Source organism: Pseudobacillus sp. FSL P4-0506, assembly GCF_038003025.1.
GTDB lineage: Bacteria > Bacillota > Bacilli > Bacillales > Domibacillaceae > Pseudobacillus.
Genome location: NZ_JBBOOI010000001.1, coordinates 1,942,302 through 1,956,995, shown reverse-complemented (window position 1 = coordinate 1,956,995; position 14,694 = coordinate 1,942,302). Strand labels below are relative to the sequence as shown.

The window sequence follows — 14,694 nt, the reverse complement described above, 5'->3', positions numbered from 1 at the left end:
TTATTAATAAATCGCAAGGAAGAAGTAAATGACCTATACGAAAAATTTACAATTGATTAACATTAGAGGTGTTATGTTACATTTCCGTTACAAAAAAAGCCGAGCTATTAAAGCTAGGCTTGAAAATTAGAAAGAAATCAGAATAGAATAACGAGAAGGAGGATTCTTACTATGAATATTTTTCAACAGTTGTGGAAAAGTCTATACTCTCCCAAAACGATTTCTTTTTTTCGCTTTCAGGGAATAGGCAAAACCATTTCTTACATTTTCCTATTAATGCTTATCTCTTCTTTGCCATTTTTTATTCAATTCAGCCTGCTGGCAACGAGCGGTCTTTCTTCTTTTCGAGAAGTCATTCAACAAGAGGTTTCGTCATTCACCATTGAACACGGCCAGCTTACATCCCCTTCTCCTGAAACGAAGTGGATAAAGAAAGGAACGACTGACATTATTATTGATTCAACAGGCACCGTTGCCGCGAACGATTTAGCAGAAAAGGATCAGGCTATCGGGCTTTTAAAAGAAGAACTGGTTTTATCTGTAGGTGGCCAACTGCAAACAGTTTCCTACGACATTCCGGGTATAACAGCCATAGACAAGGAAGAAGTCATCCAATATGCTCATTCTCTGCAAGCATATTCGGCTATTTTCTTACCGGTTCTCTTTATTCTCTACTATCTGTTCACCTCTTGCCTTGGTTTTATAAAGGCATCTATTTTTGCGGCCTTCGGTATGCTTTTCAAGCAATTAACGGGGAGAAAATTATTTTACCGGCAAAGCTGGCGCTTGGCCGCTTATGCAATGACACCTGCTATTATAGTTTTTACTCTCCTGCGTTTGGCAGGCATTATACTTTCTTTTAGCTTTCTTATCGACTGGTTGATCACTGCCATTATGCTCTTTCTTGCTGTTTCTTCCATCCCGCTGCCCAAATCGAAAAAACAGCCCGTGGCAAAATAACTCATCTCCGCCTCTTTTTTTGTTCTATTTCCTTTGGACAAGCATATATTGGTAAAAAGAGGTGGAAAGATGAGAAATTTTTTGCTATTTATCGCTTTTATGATCATCACAGCTGGCATTTGGAATGATTTCACAAACGGCTCGCTGCCCCATATAGAAGAAAATCCAAAAAAAGAAGCAAACGCAGAAAGCAACTATTTGCCGGCCTTACCTTATGAAGAAAGAGAGGTAAAAACCGGTGACACGGTTCTGTCTATTCTAGCGTCCCTTCATAACGGCAAGCTTCCCGCGGATATTGAAACTGCAATCGCAGATTTTCAAGAGCTAAACCAGGGCGTTTCTCCTGATAACATCCGCATAGGTGAACATTATAAATTTCCACTGTATCAAAAAGGAACATAAGCTGAACAATTAAAAGGAATTGACGCCTTTCATTCCTCTCCGTACCGGACCAGCCAAAACAATCGAACGCCTGAAAGCAGAGCTTATAACTATTCGATCAGAGGAAAGTCTTTTTCCATTGTCATTTTCTTGTCAGATCTGCCCGATTACTGGTACAATTGATGATTGAAGCAGCTTTTTATCAGAATGAAAAGGGGCGAATCACCATTGAGTGAAATTATCCACCGTTCAAATACACGCCCGGTGAAAGTCGGAAACTTAACCATCGGCGGAAGCAATGAACTATTTATTCAAAGTATGACAACTACTAAAACTCATGACGTAGAGGCGACGGTCCAACAGATTCATCGCCTTGAAGAAGCAGGATGCCAAATTGTTCGTGTTGCTTGTCCTGATGAGCGTGCGGCAAATGCCATTGCAGATATAAAAAAGCAAATTAATATTCCATTAGTAGTTGATATACATTTCGACTATAAGCTCGCCTTGAAAGCCATTGAAGGCGGAGCAGACAAAATACGGATTAATCCTGGTAATATCGGCCGCCGTGAAAAAGTAGAAGCTGTAGTTAATGCAGCTAAAGCAAAAGGCATTCCAATTCGCATCGGCGTAAATGCCGGAAGTTTGGAGCGCCGCATCCTAGAAAAATATGGTTATCCAACAGCGGATGGCATGGTAGAAAGTGCTCTGCATCACATTAAAATTCTGGAAGATCTTGATTTTCATGATATCATCGTCTCCATGAAAGCTTCAGATGTTAATTTAGCTATCGAAGCGTATGAGAAAGCTGCCAGAGCATTTGATTATCCGCTTCACCTCGGTATTACAGAGTCTGGTACTTTGTTTGCAGGAACAGTAAAAAGCGCTGCCGGCCTTGGAGCTATTTTAAGCAAAGGCATTGGCAATACACTTCGCATTTCTTTGAGCGCTGATCCTGTCGAGGAAATAAAAGTGGCGAGAGAACTACTGAAATCTTTTGGCCTTTCTTCCAATGCTGCTACTTTAATCTCCTGTCCAACTTGTGGTCGGATCGAGATTGACCTGATTAGCATCGCTAATGAAGTGGAAGAATATATCCAAAAAATCAAAGCTCCAATTAAAGTAGCCGTGCTTGGCTGTGCCGTTAACGGACCAGGAGAAGCACGTGAAGCCGATATCGGTATCGCTGGTGCCCGTGGAGAAGGATTATTGTTCCGAAAAGGCCAGATCGTTCGTAAAGTGCCGGAAGAAACGATGGTAGAGGAACTAAAGAAAGAAATTGACAAAATTGCTGAGGAATATTATCAGAAGCAAGCAGCTGAAGCGCAAAATATTTAAAAGCCTGGCATTTGCCAGGCTTTTTGTTATCTAAAAAAAGGGTAAAACAAACAGGCCCATAATTACTGCAGCGGCTCCTATGCCAATTGCCCAGGCACCAAGGGTCTGCTCTCCCCTGCTTCTTGCGAAAAATCCAAGAGCAATACCAACAATACCAAATAGAACAGGCATAATAAATAACGCGAGAACAGAAACGATTAAACCAGCATATCCAATTCCGCGCCCGCCAGTCGTTCTATTCACCTGACCCTCACGATTATTGTCTACCTGATTTTCTTGACGCACAGGAACAGGCTCAGCCAATTCAGCACCTGTTTCCTCTCTATACAGTCCAGTTTCTTTGTACATTCCTGTTTCGCCTGTTGGCATCGGATCTTTGTCGAACTTGTTGTCCATTGTTACTCATCCCCTCACTGTTATCATTTAAGGAGCTTTTATAGTATTGGCTTTTACTTTAAAATTATTCAGTCAGGCCTTGTCTTTCATAACAATCTGCGCCAAAATATGATACACTTTGATAAAGATTTCCCAATGTAAGGAGTAAAGAATATGAAAGAAAAGCGTTTTGGCATTGACATTGATGGAACCGTTACATGCCCAACCAGTTTAATTCCATTCATCAATAAAGATTTTTCTTTAAATATTACACTTGATGATATAAAAAAATACGATTTATCTGAAGCACTAGGCATCCCGGCGGAACGCTTCAGTAATTGGTTTAACAAAAGAGAGCCGATCATTTACTCGAACTCTCCTCTTGCAGAAGGAGCTAAAGAGGTTCTGGTAAAATGGAAAGAAGAATTTCAGCTCTTTTTCATTAGCGCCCGCAGAAGTCACTTGATGGATGTAACCGAACAGTGGTTTAAAAAGCAAGATATCTTATATGATCACATTGAGCTGATTGGCTCTCATGACAAAATTAAAGCAGCGAAGCAGTATAAAGTTGATATCTTTTTTGAAGATAAACACGACAATGCCGTCAGCATTCATGAAGAGCTACGTATTCCCGTCCTGTTGTTTAACACACCTTATAACCAAGATCCCGTTCCAGAAGGTGTTATTCGAGTGAATAATTGGGTACAGGCAGAACAATGGGTAAATGAATGGATTCACTCGGAGAAAGCCATTCGATAAATGAAGGATAACTAAAAAAGATGCAGCAAAAGTCAGCTTTGACCTTTGCTGCATCTTTTTTATAAAGACAAACGAATACAGAACACCAATTGGCTGTTCATTGGGCGGCTGGCAAACACGCCGGACATGTGCCATACACCTCAAATTTATGGCCTGAAACTTCATAGCCCGGCAGCCCATGAATGTGATCCATCGGGCATAAATGTATTTCCCGGGTCTTCCCGCAGGCTAAACAAATGAAATGATGGTGATGCTCTTGATGTGAGCAAGTAAAACGATAATGCCGTTCACCGGATAATTCCGTTTCCTCTAGAATCCCCATTTCCACGAACAGCGCCAAATTTCGGTAAATCGTATCGAAACTGAGGCCAGGATGACTGTCCTTCATTTCTTCGAGCACTTCTTTTGCTGTTAAATATTTATCTTTTCGTGCAAACAATTCTAGCATGTCTTCGCGCTTGCCTGTCTGTTTATAGCCCTTCTCTTTCAAAAGCTCGACCGCTTCAGTTAAATTCATCTTTTTCATCCCGCCTTTATGAATTTTTTAGCTGAAATGACAATCAGTAAAATGAGAATAGATGCCACTACAATCGTTCCACCGGGAGCGAGATCCAAATAAAAGGCACTGATCAGTCCGGTGATCACGGCGATCTCACCAAACAGAACAGAATAAACGATAGTCTGTTTGAACCCTCTTGCCATCCGTATAGCAGCTGCCACAGGCAAAGTCATAAGTGCAGACACAAGTAGCACACCTACAATACGCATAGACGCCGCTATCACGAGAGCAACAAGAATGATAAACACAAAATGAATGGATTTCGCTGGGATACCGGAAGCTTTCGCATGCTCCTCATCAAATGATAATAAAAATAGTTCTTTATACAATAAGTATACAGTTGCGATAACGATGATACTGATCAGACAGATCAGCCACAAATCCTCACGGCTGACAGCACTGACGCTTCCGAATAAGTAACTAAACAAATCTGTGTTAAATCCATCTGCCAATGAGATAAAGATAACGCCTATGCCTATTCCCCCGGATAAAATAATTGGAATGGCCAACTCTTGATAATGTTTATAGACGGTTCTGAGCCGTTCAATGAACAAGGAACCAATCACAGAAAACACCATGCCGGAATACATTGGATTTAACCAAGCAAGAAAAGTAAACGTCTGGCCAAAATAGAGTCCGGCAGCAATACCGGCCAGTGTTACATGACTGAGCGCATCAGCGATCAGCGACAGCCTTCTCACAACGATAAAAGCACCAAGCAACGGTGCGATCACACCGATAATCATACCTGTTAAAAAGGCATTTTGAAGAAATTCATATTGACTGATCGCTTCAATCATACATCTGCCTCCTGATGATCATGATGGTGATCAAGCAAATGGATTCCATGACCATATAAATCCGATAGGTCCTCTTCGTCAAGCGTTTCAAACTGCTTCATGCTGCCGTGAAAGTGCAGATACTTATTTAAGCAGGCTACATGCGTCACTTTATCACTAATAATGCCAATATCGTGCGTTACCAATAAAAGGGTAATGCCCATTTTCTTATTTAAATAAGAAAGCATTTCATAAAATGATTCGACATTTTTACTGTCCACACCAACAGTCGGCTCGTCGAGAATAAGAATGTCCGGCTTGGACACAATGGCTCTGGCAATAAATACGCGCTGCTGCTGCCCCCCAGAAAGCTCTCCAATGTTCCGTGTAAGAAACTGCTCCATTCCTACCGCTGCTACTGCTGCTTTAATTGCTTGCTTTTCTTTGCTGCCAGGCAAACGAAAAAGCCCCAGTTTTTTTGTTAACCCACTCGCTACTACTTCATAGACCGTGGCAGGGAAGCCGGTATTAAAGGAATTTGCCTTTTGTGAAACAAATCCAATACGGTCCCAGTTTTTAAAATTCTTCTGGGATGTGCCAAACAGAAAGATTTCCCCTTCTTTTACTCTTAACAAACCTAAAATAAGTTTGAGTAAAGTCGATTTTCCCGAGCCATTCGGACCTACTAAACCTAAAAAAGCCCCTTTAGGGACAGATAATTGAATGTTTTCTAACACATTATCCCGGTCATAACGGTAGGACACGTTTTTGATTTCAATGACAGGTGATTGATTCATTGAAGTGTCTCCTTTATAAGAATGATTACGATTTGTAAACAAAATGAAGTATACACTATCTGCTGAAAAAAGTAAATCGGAACTGCTCAAGAACAGTTCCGAATGCTCCTAGTGAATAGCCGTCTTAAAGTGGCCTCCTCTCGTTTCATGTGTATTCATCACTGTGAGAAAAGCATCTGGATCAACATCGTTAATAATACTTTTTAACTTGGTCACTTCCAGCCGTGTAACCACTACATAGAGAACTTCTTTATCCGAATCAGTAGACCCGCCTTTCCCCTTTAATTTTGTTGTTCCCCGTCCAAGACGATGAAGGATCACATCAGCCATTTCTTCGTAAAAATCCGAAATGATAATGCAAGCTTTCGTTTCTTCGAGACCCTGAATGACTGTGTCAATGGCTTTAAAAGCAATATAGTATGTCATCACTGAGTACATGGCATTCTCTGCACCTAGCACAAAAGCGGCCCATCCAAAGATAAATACATTAATAAACATCACAAATTCGCCAACTGAAAAAGGCAGCCTTTTCATCATCAAAATACCAAGTATTTCTGTCCCATCAAGCGTTCCTCCATGACGGATAACGAGTCCTACCCCTAATCCAAGAAGCAGGCCGCCAAACACTGCTGCTAAGACGGGCTGATCAGTAAATGGGCCTATTTGTTGAAAGCTATGTTCTAATACGGCAAGACATACGATGCCAAAGAGAGAAGAAAACATAAATGTTTTCCCAATTTGCTTATAACCAAAATATAAAAAAGGGATATTTAATAAAACGACGAATGTAGAGAAATTCAGCAGGGGGTGCTTAAACAAATAACTTAAAATTAGTGAGATGCCAATAATGCCACCGTCAATAATATTGTTGGGAACAAGAAACAATTCAATAGATGCTGCTGCAAAGGCTGCCCCGACAAGAATCATCACAAGCCGATAGAAAACATGAGATTTTTTTTCCTTTTTATGCTGCTTAGGCATAACATCATTCCTTTTATTGTAAAGTATTCCTTTGGAACAACGGTGTTCTTGAATCACCTTCTTTTCTTTCTTTCATACATTAAACATAGAAGAAAAGGAGTGACTGCCAATGAAATTTTTACAGCACTTAATTAACCAAAAAGCTCAAACGATGACAGGGGATGAACTGTTAAAGTATGCGAAAGGACTTGATATCCCATTGAGAAGAGAAGAGGCTGAAAAAATCGCACGCCGCTTGCAAAGCCAGAAAGTCGATTTATTTAATGAATATGAGAGGGCAAATCTGTTGAGGGAAATCGCCGCCATTACCAATGAACAAACTGCCAAAAAACTAAACAAACTACTCACAACTTTTTTACAATAACAAAGATACAGGGCTTTCGATTCTTAACAATGTCCAAGTCAACATGCGCTTATTTATTCCAGATAAGCAGTTGTCTTTTCCTGCTGAAAGTGTGCTCTCTAATTTTCAGCAGGAAAAGATTATCTGGGTTTACAAGACTAAGCCTTTACCCAAAACCACCCTGTTTTTAACAGACTCTCGTAAAAAGTGCGAACTGTTAATTAACAGTCAATATTTTCTGACGCACATTTTCATCAAATGCGTTTTGTCTGAACATCTCAATTTCAAACTTGTAAGGTGGCTTGCGAGAATTTTTATCTTCACCTACATAAGGTGTTTCCAGTATCTTTGGAATCTCTGTTAGCTGAGGATGATGGACAATATAATTGAGTGCTTCAAACCCAATATGTCCAAAGCCGATATTTTCATGACGGTCTTTTCTCGCTCCCTGCTCATTCTTACTATCATTAATATGCAAAACTTTGATCCGTTCTACTCCAACAATGCGGTCAAATTGATCAAGCACTCCGTCAAAATCCTCTCTTATAGGATAACCAGCATCATGGGTATGGCATGTATCAAAACAAACTGATAATTTATCATTTAAATATACTCCGTCCATAATCGTTGCCAGCTCTTCAAAAGTAACTCCGCATTCCGATCCTTTGCCAGCCATTGTTTCCAGGGCAATTTGCACATCAATATCCTTTGTTAACACCTCATTTAGCCCTTCAATAATCTTTTTGATACCCGCTTCTGCTCCTGCCCCAACGTGAGCGCCTGGATGAAGCACGATCTGTTTGGCTCCAAGAGCGGCTGTCCGCTCTATTTCAGAGCGTAAAAAAGTAACACCAAGTTCAAATGTGTTCGCACTGATTGTGTTGCCAATATTGATAATATATGGAGCGTGAACAACGATATCGACCATGGCATTTTCCTTCATATGAAACCAGCCTTTTTCAATATTCAGCTCTTCAATTTTTTTTCTTCTCGTATTTTGTGGAGCTCCCGTGTAAATCATAAATGTATTTGCACCGTAAGAAGCGGCCTCCTCACTTGCCCCAAGTAACATTTTTTTCCCACTCATTGACACATGGGATCCAATTTTCAACATATCTATCTCTCCTTTACCGCTCATTATTTTACTAGAAAAATACATCTTTTTCAGCAAAAAAGGCCTGCTGCAGCAGGCCTTTTCATTCACCTCTTACTTCTTCTTAGTGCGCTTTGTTTCTAAACGACGCTCACGCTTTTTAAATTGCACCATTTCTCTTTGCATTTTCTTCTTATAACCCGGCTTTACTTTTTTTGGTTTGCGAACAATTGATTTTGCTTTAGCATCAATTTCGTCTGCTGCTTTTTCACGTTTTCTCCGTTGGTTACGGTCAACAAGCTCGGTCCATTCGCCACTGCGCAAATCCGCATGGCTAAATGTAATACCCATCTTCTCTAATCGGACAAGAGCATCTTCATCAGAAGGAGTGTAGATTGTTGCACATATTCCTGAAGAGCCTGCTCTCGCGGTCCGTCCTGCCCGATGAATATAAAAATCTAGATCCTTTGGCAACTCGTAGTTGATGACATGGCTGATCCCTTCGATATCAATTCCCCGTGCCGCCAGATCCGTGGCAACAATGAATTGATATTCTAGATCACGTATTTGCTTCATCATCTTCTTCCGGTCACGCGGTGATAAGTCCCCATGTATCCGGCCTGTTTTTAAGCCTTTTTCCAGCAGGGCATCTGCCACTTCATCAGCTTTTTGTTTTGTGTTAGTAAAGATTACGGCTAAATATGGGTTGTATGCTTGCAGCATATCAAACAGCAAGTCAATCTTTTCCCGGCTTTTTTTCGGCACGAGAATGTGATTGATATTTTCTGCTGAAATATGTTTAGGCTGAATATGAATATATTCTGGATTTTCCATATATTTTTTCAAAAAAGGCTTTAACTTTTCAGGAATCGTTGCTGAAAAAACATACATGTTTAATTGCTCAGGCATTCTAGAAGCAATCTGGTCCACATCAACAATAAATCCCATGTCAAGCATCAAATCTGCTTCATCCACTACAAGCACCTTAGATTTATAAACAGATAGCGCCTGCGCCTGGATTAAGTCATTAATTCTTGCAGGTGTCCCCACAACAATGTGCGGTTGATTTCTCAGTTTTTCAATGTCTCGCTGCTTATCTGTCCCGCCAATATAACAGCGAGCTGTAATTTCTTCCTCAGACAAGCGAGTAATCTTCAGAATCTCCTGGTAAATTTGATTAGCAAGCTCCCTCGTCGGTGCCGTGATAACAGCCTGTACTTCTTTTTTAGCCGGATTTATTTGCTGAAGGATCGGCAAAATATAAGAATGCGTTTTCCCTGTTCCCGTTTGGGATTGTCCAATCGCACTTTCCCCTTTTAGAATAAGCGGGATCATCTTTGTTTGTATATCTGTTGGCTCGTAAAAACCTAATTGCTCTATTCCTTTATTAATAAACGGTTGAAACCCGTATTTCTCGAATTGATGATTTGCCAAGTGTGACACTCCTTTTGGCTTGAATAAGCCTTTTTCTCCATTCTGATATTATATCAAAACTTTCTATAAATCAAAGGGCTCCGGATGATTCGTTCATTTTCAAAGCAAACCTTTTTGCTTTTTAGCGCATACAATAACGAAGAAGAAAAATATATGAAAGGATGAATTAGTTATGATCCCTTTTCCACGCGGCAATCGTCCTCCGCCCGGCTATTACTATCCACCTCCGATGAGAGGCTTCTCTCCTCCTCCGCCTCCTGGTATGCCGAGAAGAACCGGACGGGGGCTACTCGGGCTTCTAAGACAAGGGACAGGGGGAGGCCCTGGCCTAACTGGGTTTGAGCGCCAAGGCGCAGGCGCAGCTGCCCAAAAGTTAACCAATCCTCTGAATTTACAACAGATGTTGGCTAACACGCAGCAAGTACTGAAAACTGTTCAGCAAATAGGGCCAATCGTTGAACAGTACGGTCCCATGGTAAAAAATTTGCCCTCTATGTGGAAGCTTTATAAAGGATTGAAGTCTATGCCTGATGCAGAAGAAGAGAACAAAACCGAGAGCCCATCTGAAGAGCCAGTAAAAAAGAAAGAAAAACAGCAATCGGAAACTTCAAAAACAGAAGAGAAGCCGGTAGCAGAACAAATCGAATCACAGTCGGAAAGAGATGATGAGCTTACTTCAAAGCCAACATCTAAATCATCCACACCGAAACTTTACATTTAAGAAACGGTTGTTTACTTCCAAAGTTCAGCCTCCTCCTATATAATGAATTCGTACACTTTTTACTCCGATTATAAAAATAGGAGGTTTTTTTATGGAACTAGTTAAAATCGCCCCGAGAGGATATTGTTACGGCGTAGTAGATGCGATGGTCATCGCCCGGAACGCCGCTCTAGATAAAAGCTTGCCGCGTCCGATCTATATTCTTGGAATGATCGTCCATAACAAGCATGTAACAGACGCATTCGAAGAAGAAGGCATCATTACACTCGAAGGCAGCAACCGAAGAGAAATACTTGAAAAAGTCGATAAAGGAACAGTTATCTTTACTGCCCATGGCGTCTCTCCGGAAGTAAGAGAGCTTGCCCGCAAGAAGAATCTTGTGACTATTGATGCTACCTGCCCTGATGTTACAAAGACACACGATTTAATCCGCGAAAAGAAAGCAGAAGGATATGAGATCATTTATATCGGAAAGAAAGGCCATCCTGAACCAGAAGGTGCATTAGGCGTCGCCCCTGAGATCATTCATTTAGTTGAGAAACCTGAAGACGTCGACAAGTTGGTGATAAAGAGCCCTAAGATAATTGTTACTAACCAGACGACGATGAGCCAATGGGACGTAGCTGACATCATGGACAAAATTAAGGAAAAATATCCGCACGCAGAGATGCATAAAGAAATTTGCCTCGCTACCCAAGTCCGTCAGGAAGCGGTAGCAGAACAAGCGGGTGAAGCAGATGTGTTAATTGTTGTTGGAGACCCTAAGAGCAACAATTCCAACCGTCTAGCTCAAGTCTCTATGGAAATTGCCGGCACAACGGCTTATCGGGTAGCCGATGTTTCCGAAATCGAAATCGACTGGATAAAGGATGCGAAGACGGCAGCTGTAACTGCTGGAGCGTCTACTCCAACACCGATTGTAAAAGAAGTTATTCAGTTTTTAGAACAATTTGATCCGAATGACGAAAGCACGTGGACTCGAGAGAAAAAAGTCCCGTTGAATAAAATTTTACCAAAGGTGAAAAGATCCACATTGACGACTCGTTAATAGCAAGTAGTTGTGACTAAACAGGCTGATCCTTCAGGAGGAATCAGCCTGTTTGCTTTTATATAAATGTAAATGGATCTGTATGAATAGCAGAAGGGATGAACTCCACATCAAAGCTTTTCTCAGCAGCTAGCGCAGTCATTTTATTGGCGGTCCCCGTTTTCATTACCTTTTCTACATTGTGTCCGGGGTCTACTATATTTAAACCAGCTGCAAGAGCATCATGAGCAGTGTGGTAATAAAAATCACCCGTGACATATACATCTGCCCCTTTAAACTTGGCAGATTGGAAATATTTGTTTCCATCTCCTCCAAGAACAGCAACTTTCCTTACTGGATCGGTTAGTTGACCGACCACACGAACCCCTTTAACATCTAGCTTGTCTTTCACATGCTCAGCAAATTCATGCAGAGTCATCGACTCCTTTAATTTGCCGATTCTTCCCAGACCAAGTCGTTCTCCCTCATTATCAAGCGAATAGATATCGTAAGCTACTTCTTCGTATGGGTGTGCTTTTAGCATAGCAGACAGCACTGTTTTTTCTAGGCTCTTCGGGTAGATCGTTTCAACTTTTACTTCCTCTACTGTTTCCAGCTGTCCTGATTGGCCAATATATGGATTAGTTTGTTCCCCCGGCATGAATCGGCCCATTCCGTCTGTCGAAAATGAACAATGGCTGTATTCTCCGATAAAGCCAGCTCCCGCTTGACCGAGCGCCTCACGCATACTCTCTGCATGATCCTTTGGTACAAAAACAGCGAGCTTTTTTAAATTCTCTTCAAGCGTCGGCACTAGTACCTCCGTGTCCATTAATTCAAGAGCTTCTGCCAAAAGGTCATTCACGCCACCTTTGGCCACATCCAAATTTGTGTGGGCCGCATAAACAGCAATATCATGCTTAATTAATTTCTCAAGGATTCTGCCAGCTGGATCACTTGTCACAATAGATTTTAACGGACGAAAAATTAGCGGATGATGAGCAATAATTAGCTGCACATCTTTTTCTATCGCCTCATCTACTACTTCCTCCAATACATCTAGTGCAACAAGAACACGTTCAACCGGTTTATTTAGGCGGCCGACTTGCAAGCCGATTTTATCCCCTTCCATTGCATACCTTTTTGGAGAGAACTGTTCAAACAATTGAATAATTTCATGGCCGTTCGTTTTCTTCACTATCGATTGCCTCCTTGATTAGCTGAAGCTCCTGAAGTATGCTTCTTCTTTTTTCCTCAGCCGCTTTCTGATTCCCCGCTTTTTTCAAACTTTCCAGGACAACCTCCAGCTGGGCTGCTTCTCTTTTCCACTTTTTAAGAAATACATCGCTTCTCTCCTGGAGAAGCATTGGGCCTGTAAGCAACTCCAATTCTTTTTGGCTGCTGTAAGGTCTTTCAGCATCCCCTTTTTCGGCGATCAAAATTTCATATATTTTTCCATCCTCTTCCATGATCTCTTCTTCGATTAATTCCCATCCGTTCGTTAATAACCACTTGCGAATATGATCGGCACGAAGATTAGGCTGTAAAATGAGTCGTTTCACACCCGGCAGTTTCTCTTTTCCCTCTTCCAAAATAGAGGTGATCAATGTTCCTCCCATGCCGGCAATCGTGACACAATCCACCTCGCCAGCTGCAATGACTTCGAGCCCGCTTCCTCTTCGCACAGCTATTTTCTCTTCAAGCCCTGCTTCTTTCACCTGCTGTCTGGCAGCTTGTAAAGGCCCGTCCGCCACTTCTCCGGCAATAGCCTTGACAGCCAGCCCCTTTTTGACAGCGTAACAGGGTAAATAAGCATGATCAGAGCCGATATCAGCTATAACAGCTTGTTGCGGTATTCGAGAGGCTACAGCCATTAAGCGTTTTGATAATTGATTAATATTCATCGTGTCACCACTTTTATTTTAATATTCCGCTTCCATTCTATATGAAAATGTCTAATAAAAAAAGTTCTTTGCCGTCCGGCAAAGAACTTCTCTTGCATTATTTAATTTTGCTGACCCAGTCAGCCATAGCATCAGCATTTTCAGCTTGCACAAGGCCTGGAGGCATAGCGCCCTTACCGTTTGTAATAATTTCTTTAATTTCATCTTTGGACAATTTGTCGCCAATACCTTTCAAAGAAGGACCGGCTCCACCTTCAAAGTTGCCGCCATGACAACCAGCACAAGTTTGCTTGTAAAAGCCTTCTGGTTCAAAAGTGCCGCCCGCTGTCTGATCACCTGTTTGCTCTTCACCCTTCTCCTCTTTCGCCATTTCTTTAGAGTTATCAAGACCTTCTAAAGAAAGGAAGAAAATCAGACCGAGGCCAAACACAGCAATCAATAAGAACGGAATGATTGGATTACGATTCATTTCTTAACCTCCCTTATGTACACAAATAACAAATAGAAAGTACAAACACTTACTATTCTACTTGAAAATGAAGAAGACGAAAAGCCCTTACATAGAAGTTTTTACCCGTTTGTCGTAAATTAGACACATTTTCTTCCCTTTTTTCTTTTTTTTAAGTTTTTTTATATTATATGGAAATAAAAACAATCAACAATATTATGCCAAGCCATGCAGAGATCGTAAAATAAATTTGGCCTAGTTTCCTGCCTGTTATCCACCAAATTATACAGTGTAAAAATAGCAAACCATAAAGGGTATTAGAGTTCTCTCCCCAGATTTTTTCATGCCATTCGACTGTCAAAATTAAAAATAAAACAGCTGCAGCTACATATAAAAACGGAAGAAAAAAACCTTTTTTAGAAAAATAAATAGCTAGACTGATCAACAAAACGACAAAAGCTGCCAAAATCGTCATTTGCAAAGGGAAAGACAATTCAGTAAAATATAGAACAAATAAAGAAATAAATACGAAAAAAAGAGAAGCAAGCAAACTGATGACGGTTAGCCGCTTTGAACTTGATTTTTTGACAGCGTTTTCGGGCAGCTCTTCTCCTTGAGTATAAAGTGTCAACAAATAATCGCAATAATGATCCGGCAACATATGATTTTCTTTCCAAAAATAAATTTCCTTAATAATTATGTGTTTTTTTTCATCTTTCATCCATGGTCACATCCTGTCATAACACATTCGAGAAAATTCTCTAAATACCTGCTTTTAATGAAAAATAAAAAAAAGTT

At 40.9% G+C, this 14,694-nt stretch carries 18 protein-coding genes; 7 read left to right on the top strand and 11 right to left on the bottom strand.

All coding sequences use genetic code 11. The annotated features are described in order from the left end of the window. Positions 1–171: 171 nt before the first annotated feature. From MKZ02_RS09615 to ispG, 3 genes are all read left to right on the top strand, one after another. Positions 172–960: a DUF1189 domain-containing protein gene (locus MKZ02_RS09615; protein WP_340853293.1), complete on the top strand. Its 789-nt coding sequence runs from the start codon at positions 172–174 to the stop codon at positions 958–960. A gap of 69 nt (positions 961–1,029) precedes the next feature. After that, positions 1,030–1,362, top strand: a complete 333-nt coding sequence (locus tag MKZ02_RS09610; protein WP_340853290.1) for a LysM peptidoglycan-binding domain-containing protein — start codon at positions 1,030–1,032, stop codon at positions 1,360–1,362. A 216-nt stretch (positions 1,363–1,578) separates the two neighbouring features. Next, a complete protein-coding gene (gene ispG, locus MKZ02_RS09605; protein WP_259455787.1) occupies positions 1,579–2,676 on the top strand; it encodes a flavodoxin-dependent (E)-4-hydroxy-3-methylbut-2-enyl-diphosphate synthase in 1,098 nt (365 codons plus the stop codon). Between the two features lie 30 nt (positions 2,677–2,706). Here ispG and MKZ02_RS09600 read toward each other — a convergent pair whose 3' ends face one another. Next, positions 2,707–3,072 (bottom strand): hypothetical protein, encoded by a 366-nt coding sequence (locus MKZ02_RS09600; RefSeq protein ID WP_120033043.1) that lies wholly within the window; start codon positions 3,070–3,072, stop codon positions 2,707–2,709. Positions 3,073–3,225: 153 nt separating this feature from the next. Here MKZ02_RS09600 and MKZ02_RS09595 point away from each other — a divergent pair, with 153 nt between their 5' ends. Next, positions 3,226–3,810: a hypothetical protein gene (locus tag MKZ02_RS09595; RefSeq protein WP_120033046.1), complete on the top strand. Its 585-nt coding sequence runs from the start codon at positions 3,226–3,228 to the stop codon at positions 3,808–3,810. 97 nt (positions 3,811–3,907) lie between these two features. Here the strand turns inward: MKZ02_RS09595 and MKZ02_RS09590 are convergent, their stop codons facing one another. From MKZ02_RS09590 to MKZ02_RS09575, 4 genes are all read right to left on the bottom strand, one after another. Further along, positions 3,908–4,327: a Fur family transcriptional regulator gene (locus tag MKZ02_RS09590; RefSeq protein ID WP_120037825.1), complete on the bottom strand. Its 420-nt coding sequence runs from the start codon at positions 4,325–4,327 to the stop codon at positions 3,908–3,910. Positions 4,328–4,332: 5 nt separating this feature from the next. Then, positions 4,333–5,169, bottom strand: a complete 837-nt coding sequence (locus MKZ02_RS09585) for a metal ABC transporter permease (protein WP_340853284.1) — start codon at positions 5,167–5,169, stop codon at positions 4,333–4,335. Next, positions 5,166–5,945, bottom strand: coding sequence for a metal ABC transporter ATP-binding protein (locus MKZ02_RS09580; RefSeq protein ID WP_120033049.1), 780 nt, complete (start codon positions 5,943–5,945; stop codon positions 5,166–5,168). Before MKZ02_RS09580 ends, MKZ02_RS09585 begins: the two co-directional genes overlap by 4 nt. A gap of 108 nt (positions 5,946–6,053) precedes the next feature. Further along, positions 6,054–6,926, bottom strand: coding sequence for a YitT family protein (locus tag MKZ02_RS09575; protein ID WP_340853282.1), 873 nt, complete (start codon positions 6,924–6,926; stop codon positions 6,054–6,056). A 109-nt stretch (positions 6,927–7,035) separates the two neighbouring features. On the opposite strand from MKZ02_RS09575, the gene MKZ02_RS09570 reads away from it, so the two are divergent. After that, on the top strand, positions 7,036–7,290 hold the full coding sequence (locus MKZ02_RS09570; protein ID WP_120033055.1) for a DUF2624 family protein: 255 nt from the start codon (positions 7,036–7,038) through the stop codon (positions 7,288–7,290). 196 nt (positions 7,291–7,486) lie between these two features. On the opposite strand, the gene MKZ02_RS09565 is transcribed toward MKZ02_RS09570, so the two are convergent. Both MKZ02_RS09565 and MKZ02_RS09560 read right to left on the bottom strand, forming a co-directional pair. Further along, positions 7,487–8,383 (bottom strand): deoxyribonuclease IV, encoded by an 897-nt coding sequence (locus MKZ02_RS09565; protein ID WP_120033058.1) that lies wholly within the window; start codon positions 8,381–8,383, stop codon positions 7,487–7,489. A 93-nt stretch (positions 8,384–8,476) separates the two neighbouring features. Next, positions 8,477–9,796, bottom strand: coding sequence for a DEAD/DEAH box helicase (locus MKZ02_RS09560; protein ID WP_120033061.1), 1,320 nt, complete (start codon positions 9,794–9,796; stop codon positions 8,477–8,479). Between the two features lie 172 nt (positions 9,797–9,968). On the opposite strand from MKZ02_RS09560, the gene vrrA reads away from it, so the two are divergent. Both vrrA and MKZ02_RS09550 read left to right on the top strand, forming a co-directional pair. Further along, positions 9,969–10,517, top strand: a complete 549-nt coding sequence (gene vrrA / locus MKZ02_RS09555) for a VrrA/YqfQ family protein (RefSeq protein WP_120033064.1) — start codon at positions 9,969–9,971, stop codon at positions 10,515–10,517. A 91-nt stretch (positions 10,518–10,608) separates the two neighbouring features. Beyond that, positions 10,609–11,565 carry a 4-hydroxy-3-methylbut-2-enyl diphosphate reductase gene (locus MKZ02_RS09550; RefSeq protein ID WP_120033067.1) on the top strand — a complete coding sequence of 319 codons (957 nt, stop codon included), beginning with the start codon at positions 10,609–10,611 and terminating at the stop codon, positions 11,563–11,565. Positions 11,566–11,623: 58 nt separating this feature from the next. Here MKZ02_RS09550 and MKZ02_RS09545 read toward each other — a convergent pair whose 3' ends face one another. The 4 genes from MKZ02_RS09545 to MKZ02_RS09530 all read right to left on the bottom strand — a co-directional run bounded on the left by MKZ02_RS09545 (position 11,624) and on the right by MKZ02_RS09530 (position 14,617). Next, on the bottom strand, positions 11,624–12,742 hold the full coding sequence (locus MKZ02_RS09545; RefSeq protein ID WP_340853278.1) for a Nif3-like dinuclear metal center hexameric protein: 1,119 nt from the start codon (positions 12,740–12,742) through the stop codon (positions 11,624–11,626). Continuing rightward, positions 12,720–13,448 (bottom strand): tRNA (adenine(22)-N(1))-methyltransferase, encoded by a 729-nt coding sequence (locus MKZ02_RS09540; protein WP_340853276.1) that lies wholly within the window; start codon positions 13,446–13,448, stop codon positions 12,720–12,722. The genes MKZ02_RS09545 and MKZ02_RS09540 overlap by 23 nt, the downstream gene beginning before the upstream one ends. A gap of 97 nt (positions 13,449–13,545) precedes the next feature. Continuing rightward, entirely contained in the window at positions 13,546–13,917 is a 372-nt protein-coding gene (gene cccA / locus MKZ02_RS09535) for a cytochrome c550 (RefSeq protein WP_120033076.1), read from the bottom strand. A gap of 166 nt (positions 13,918–14,083) precedes the next feature. Continuing rightward, positions 14,084–14,617 carry a hypothetical protein gene (locus tag MKZ02_RS09530; protein WP_340853272.1) on the bottom strand — a complete coding sequence of 178 codons (534 nt, stop codon included), beginning with the start codon at positions 14,615–14,617 and terminating at the stop codon, positions 14,084–14,086. Positions 14,618–14,694: the final 77 nt, after the last annotated feature.

Coding starts and splice junctions, on each gene's coding strand:
- MKZ02_RS09540 (WP_340853276.1), bottom strand. CDS start 13,448: ATGAATATTAATCAATTATCAAAACGCTTAATGGCTGTAGCCTCTCGA.
- MKZ02_RS09610 (WP_340853290.1), top strand. CDS start 1,030: ATGAGAAATTTTTTGCTATTTATCGCTTTTATGATCATCACAGCTGGC.
- MKZ02_RS09580 (WP_120033049.1), bottom strand. CDS start 5,945: ATGAATCAATCACCTGTCATTGAAATCAAAAACGTGTCCTACCGTTAT.
- MKZ02_RS09530 (WP_340853272.1), bottom strand. CDS start 14,617: ATGAAAGATGAAAAAAAACACATAATTATTAAGGAAATTTATTTTTGG.
- cccA (WP_120033076.1), bottom strand. CDS start 13,917: ATGAATCGTAATCCAATCATTCCGTTCTTATTGATTGCTGTGTTTGGC.
- MKZ02_RS09600 (WP_120033043.1), bottom strand. CDS start 3,072: ATGGACAACAAGTTCGACAAAGATCCGATGCCAACAGGCGAAACAGGA.
- MKZ02_RS09570 (WP_120033055.1), top strand. CDS start 7,036: ATGAAATTTTTACAGCACTTAATTAACCAAAAAGCTCAAACGATGACA.
- vrrA (WP_120033064.1), top strand. CDS start 9,969: ATGATCCCTTTTCCACGCGGCAATCGTCCTCCGCCCGGCTATTACTAT.
- MKZ02_RS09550 (WP_120033067.1), top strand. CDS start 10,609: ATGGAACTAGTTAAAATCGCCCCGAGAGGATATTGTTACGGCGTAGTA.
- MKZ02_RS09615 (WP_340853293.1), top strand. CDS start 172: ATGAATATTTTTCAACAGTTGTGGAAAAGTCTATACTCTCCCAAAACG.
- MKZ02_RS09595 (WP_120033046.1), top strand. CDS start 3,226: ATGAAAGAAAAGCGTTTTGGCATTGACATTGATGGAACCGTTACATGC.
- MKZ02_RS09565 (WP_120033058.1), bottom strand. CDS start 8,383: ATGTTGAAAATTGGATCCCATGTGTCAATGAGTGGGAAAAAAATGTTA.
- MKZ02_RS09585 (WP_340853284.1), bottom strand. CDS start 5,169: ATGATTGAAGCGATCAGTCAATATGAATTTCTTCAAAATGCCTTTTTA.
- MKZ02_RS09590 (WP_120037825.1), bottom strand. CDS start 4,327: ATGAATTTAACTGAAGCGGTCGAGCTTTTGAAAGAGAAGGGCTATAAA.
- MKZ02_RS09575 (WP_340853282.1), bottom strand. CDS start 6,926: ATGCCTAAGCAGCATAAAAAGGAAAAAAAATCTCATGTTTTCTATCGG.